Consider the following 5,710-nt stretch of genomic DNA (forward strand, 5'->3'; position numbering starts at 1 on the left):
TATATAATTATATCACTAAAGAGTATTACGATAGGCTAGTTGCTGAAGATTAGTTGTAAGGTATAGAATCTTGGTGACATTGTATGGTCTCTGTTCTTATCATCCTTATTACTAAAATTGTTTTCTAGAATACCGGCACGTCGGATAGTCGTGTCGGTATATTTTATATCCATTTGCTGCGTCAATATGTAGTTTCCACACGAATTTTCGTCAGTAAATATTAAGTTAAAAAATAGAAATGCGTTTGATTGCAAATAATAGAATTACTGTACTTTTTTTATTCTTCTTGATAAGTAATTGGCAGCTTTTTTCACAAACGAGGACAGAAACAAGTTTTAATAACGATTGGTATTTTATCTTGGATTCAACTTCAAATTATAGGAGTAATAACGTTGATTATTCTGAATGGCGTAATCTTAATCTGCCTCATGACTGGAGTGTAGAAGGCCATTTCGACCGCGATAATCCCTCGAATAGTGGAGGTGCATACCTCCCCGGTGGCATAGGATGGTATAAGAAATGTTTTGATATGGATTATGACTCGACAAAAGTGGTATCGATCGTCTTTGACGGTGTATATGAACGTAGCGAAGTTTGGATCAATGGACATCACTTAGGAGTCCGTCCGAATGGATTTATACGTTTCTCGTATGATCTCAGTAAATATCTAAATAAGAACGGAAAGGGTAATATTCTCACGGTGAAAGCTGATAATAGTTTACAACCTAACACTAGGTTTTACACCGGATCGGGAATTTATCGTCCTGTGACTCTAATTACAACGGGTCAGATTCATATTGCTGACCCCTTTGTTTTTACCGGTCAGATTGATGCAACTCAAGCGGTAATCTGTTTGGAGATTCCTGTGTTCAATAGTAGCGCGACCACCCGCTCCGTACAAATCTTAACGGAAATCTTAGATCCTCAAGGTGAGGTTCTTCGGAAGAGCAATTCAACTGTTCGAGCTGATGTTCCAATGAACGGCTCTAAAACGATCAAGACATCGGTTGAAGTACCCAATCCCATATTGTGGTCGCCGGAGAACCCGGAATTGTATCGGGTTAGGAATACGGTTTCTATCGAAGGTGAAAAAGTAGATATTGTTGAGACCAAAACGGGTTTGCGTTATTTTAACTTTGATGCTAAAACTGGGTTCTGGTTAAACGGAATCAATATGAAAATTCGAGGGGTGTGCCTGCATAGTGACCAAGGAGCTTTAGGGACGGCTTTTAACAAAGATGCGACATTACGTCAATTAAAGATATTGAAAACGATGGGGGTTAATGGAATACGAAATGCTCATAATCCCGCCGCCAGTGGATTTTTGGATTTGTGTGATAGCTTGGGATTTATTGTTATGAACGAGACATTTGATGTTTGGAAAAATAAAAAGAACCCATATGATTATCATTTATATTGGGATAAGTGGTTTGAAAGGGATCTAGCGGATCAGATTATTAATGACAGAAATCATCCATCAATTTTTATATGGTGTTTAGGTAACGAAGTGCAAGAGCAATGGCACTCGTTGAAGTTAGGTAAAGCTATTCCGAAACGACTTGCGGAAATTGTTGATAGTTTGGATGGCACTCGACCTACAACAATAGCAAACAACGAGATTTCTATTGACAATCCTGTGTTGATGACAGATGCGGTAGATATCATCGGTTATAACTATAACGAACAAAAGTGGCGCGATGCACCTAAAATGCATCGCGATAAAGCCTTTATCATCACCGAAAGTGTATCGGCGCTAGAAACTAGAGGACAATATGATTTGCTAGCTATGGACAGTGTTCGGACCTGGCCTGAGCGATGGGATATTCCGTTTAATGGAGGAAATTCCGATCGCAGTATTTCGGCTTATGATCATGTTCACACTCCATGGGGATCAACACATGAGCGTAGTTTATTTCTGTCGGAGAGAATGCCTTGGGTATCTGGCATGTACATTTGGACAGGTTTTGACTATCTTGGTGAACCGACTCCCTATACGTGGCCTTCTAGAAGTTCATACTTCGGGATTGTTGACCTTGCCGGTTTTCCGAAGGATGTTTACTATTTATATCAAAGCGAATGGACGAACACGCCGGTCTTACACCTGCTTCCACATTGGAATTGGTCAGAAGGAGACACTGTCGATGTCGTAGCCTACTATAATAATGCAGACAGAGTTGAGCTTTTTTTAAATGGAGAATCTCTGGGTTTTCGTAGTAAGGCGGACTCTTCTTTGCATGTGAGATGGCGTGTGCCATTTCAAGCTGGTGAGCTTAGAGCAGTCTCTACTAAAGCGGGTAAGACAGTGAAAGAGACATTAATTCATACCGCGGGGACTGCAGCTTCTTTACACCTATATTGTGAACAAGATACAATTAATGGGATAGGAGGACTAGCGTTTATCCATGCTGAATTACATGACGCGCAGGGCAATCTAGTGCCAAGAGCGTCTGACGTAGTTAAGTTTCGAGTGCGAGGGAATGGACAACTCGTGGCGACCGATAACGGAAATCCTGCGGATGTTTCGGATTTTTCTTCACCTAATAAGAAGCTTTTGAATGGTAAAGGATTAGCTATTGTTCGTGCTACTGAAAAGGTTGGGAGCATAGTGATCATTGCAAAAGTCAAGGGATTGCCACACGAAGAAATTGAAATTGTTATCGATTCAAAGCCTAATACGTTCAATTAACGTATTAGGCTTTGAATTTTATTGCTTATTCAAAGACAATTGTTTTGTTGCCTTGCAACATGACACGGTCTTCCGTTAAAAGGTGTATCGCGTGACTTAATACAGCTTTTTCTATTTCCTTTCCAGCTGTGACCATATGGGGCACGTCATAACTGTGATTGATGGATTTGGTGCGTTGTACGATGATTGGTCCCTCATCTAAATCATTGGTAACAAAGTGTGCTGTGGCACCGATGATTTTTACGCCTCTTTTATGAGCTTGACGATACGGGTTTGCACCAATAAATGCAGGCAGAAATGAATGATGAATATTGATGATTTTATTTTCAAATCTCGCTACAAATGTAGGAGATAAAATACGCATGAATTTTGCCAGAACGATATAATCAGCTTGGTATTCAGAAATTTTATCCGATAATTCGTTCTCGAAACTTGACTTATCTTTGTTTTCATGAGTAATTAGGTGAAAGGGAATGCCGAATTTCTCAGTGAAATCTTTTAACAAGTCATAATTGCCGATTACGGCTTGTACATCCGCATTTAAGGTATGGAAAAAGTGCCGTATTACAAGATCTGCAAGACAATGATGTTCTTTTGTAACTAAAATTACAATTTTTTTCTGTCGGGCAGGATTGATCGAAACGTTCGCGTTAGCCGGTAGACTTTGTAACAAATCCTGTTCAAGCAAACCGCTAGAACTGGGAACACCACTACAAACCACGCGAAGGAAAAATTTATGATTCTCCTCGTCAACAAATTCACGCATGGTGATGATATTGAGTTCATGACGTGCTATAACTTGTGCAACGCTGGCAACTAAACCAACGGCATCTGGGCATTGAATTAAAATTAAGGTTTGGTTTTGCATAATAGAGTTAGGTGTCGCTGCGGTGACTCTAGGAGGCCGCAGCAGCTTTTGCAAGTTCTTCTTCTAGGTCGACTTCAATACGTAGATTATCTACAATATGGCGTTGCCTTTCCGGGGAATTTTTACCCATATAATATTCTAATAACTGCGGAAGTTTGTTCTCTTTGGAGAGGATGACAGGATCTAATCTAATGTCTTTACCTATAAAAAGTCCGAATTCGGATGGTGATATCTCTCCAAGCCCCTTGAATCGAGTAATTTCGGGTTTTGCACCTAACTTACTTATTGCACGCTGACGCTCTTCATCCGAGTAACAATATATGGTCTCTTTTTTATTTCGCACGCGGAACAGCGGCGTTTGTAAAATCGAAACGTGTCCTGCTTTTACTAGATCTGGGAAGAATTGTAGAAAGAAAGTAAGCAACAACAAGCGAATATGCATCCCGTCGACGTCGGCATCAGTAGCAATCACGATATTGTTGTAACGTAATCCATCCAGGCCGTCTTCTATATTTAAAGCGTGTTGCAAAAGGTTAAACTCTTCGTTTTCATAAACGATTTTTTTCGACATGCCAAAGGAGTTTAAAGGTTTCCCTTTTAAACTAAATACAGCTTGGGTTTGTACGTCACGTGATTTGGTGATTGAACCACTAGCTGAATCTCCCTCAGTAATAAATAGTGTTGTTTCTTGGTTACGTTCGTTTTTGTCCGTAAAATGTACTTTGCAATCTCTCAGTTTTCGGTTATGTAAAGAGGCTTTTTTTGCACGTTCGTTGGCTAATTTCTTGATGCCCGCAATATCCTTACGTTCCCGTTCGGATTGCAGGATACGTTTAAGTAGAGCGTCAGCTGTCGCAGAATTTTTATGTAAATAATCGTCTAAAGATTTTTTTAAAAAGTCATTAATAAATGTCCTTACTGTGGGACCCTCAGGTCCGATACTTTGTGAGCCGAGTTTTGTTTTTGTCTGCGATTCGAAAACAGGCTCTTGCACTTTGATTGCTATAGCGCCGATGATAGAAGCTCGGATATCAGACGCGTCGTATTCTTTCTTATAAAATTCACGAACGGTTTTCACAAGCGCCTCTCGAAAAGAAGCTTGATGTGTACCGCCTTGTGTAGTATGCTGTCCGTTTACGAAGGAATAATATTCTTCGCCATATTGTTGACCATGTGTTAGAGCAATTTCAATGTCTTCACCTTTTAAATGAATAATTGGATATCGCATAGCTTCGGTATCGATATTACGTTCCAAAAGATCTTTTAGCCCATTTTCAGAAATGAATTTTTGACCATTAAAATTGATCGTTAAACCTGAGTTTAAAAAGACATAATTCCATATCATGTTTTCTACAAATTCCATGCGGAATTTGTAGTTGCGGAAAATACTTTCATCTGGATAGAAGCTGATAGCTGTTCCATTACGTTGAGAGGTTTCTTTCTGTTCGTCATTTGTTAGCTCGCCTCGACTAAATTGTGCAATCCGTGTTATATTTTGGCGATAGGATTGTACCGTAAATTGGTTTGATAATGCATTTACCGCTTTAGTACCAACTCCATTTAACCCTACAGATTTTTGGAAAGCTTTGCTGTCATACTTTCCACCAGTGTTGATTTTTGAAACAACATCCACTACCGAGCCAATTGGGATTCCGCGGCCGTAATCTCGAACCGAAACTTTATTGTCATGAACAGTAACATCTATTATTTTTCCTGCACCCATAACAAATTCGTCAATTGAATTGTCGACGATTTCTTTTAATAATACGTAGATGCCATCATCATAGGCCGAGCCATCTCCGAGCTTTCCGATATACATACCGGGGCGTAGGCGAATATGCTCTTTCCAGTCTAATGATCGTATGCTGTCTTCGTTATATGTCGTCATATGATTATAGTTTTCTGCTTCAACAAAAATAGCAAAAAAAGCGACATGAGACGTATCAGAAAAAAGCGATATTGACCAATTTTTCGGAGCCGCCGAGAGACATCACTAAGAGGGCAAGGAGATAGCGTCAGTTTATACACTGGAGAAACAGCATAAAGGGAGGTGTACACTTAGCAATACCACTATTCGTAAAAGAATGTCATACATAATTCACGGATAATTGTATGAGATTTTATATTTGAATAAAGAGGCAAAAGAGCTTCTTTAT

At 39.6% G+C, this 5,710-nt stretch carries 3 protein-coding genes; 1 reads left to right on the plus strand and 2 read right to left on the minus strand.

Going from position 1 to position 5,710, the window contains the following annotated elements; translation table 11 throughout:
- The first annotated feature begins 238 nt into the window (after positions 1-238).
- A complete protein-coding gene (locus HP439_RS17430; protein WP_172391614.1) occupies positions 239-2,686 on the plus strand; it encodes a glycoside hydrolase family 2 TIM barrel-domain containing protein in 2,448 nt (815 codons plus the stop codon).
- A gap of 25 nt (positions 2,687-2,711) precedes the next feature.
- Here HP439_RS17430 and purU read toward each other — a convergent pair whose 3' ends face one another.
- Both purU and HP439_RS17440 read right to left on the minus strand, forming a co-directional pair.
- Positions 2,712-3,554, minus strand: a complete 843-nt coding sequence (gene purU / locus HP439_RS17435) for a formyltetrahydrofolate deformylase (protein ID WP_172391615.1) — start codon at positions 3,552-3,554, stop codon at positions 2,712-2,714.
- A gap of 28 nt (positions 3,555-3,582) precedes the next feature.
- The gene (locus HP439_RS17440; RefSeq protein WP_172391616.1) at positions 3,583-5,442 is read right to left on the minus strand and encodes a DNA topoisomerase IV subunit B; all 1,860 of its coding nucleotides are present in this window, start codon (positions 5,440-5,442) and stop codon (positions 3,583-3,585) included.
- Positions 5,443-5,710 lie beyond the last annotated feature (268 nt).

Origin of the sequence: Sphingobacterium shayense (assembly GCF_013179575.1) — a bacterium.
Lineage (GTDB): Bacteria > Bacteroidota > Bacteroidia > Sphingobacteriales > Sphingobacteriaceae > Sphingobacterium > Sphingobacterium shayense.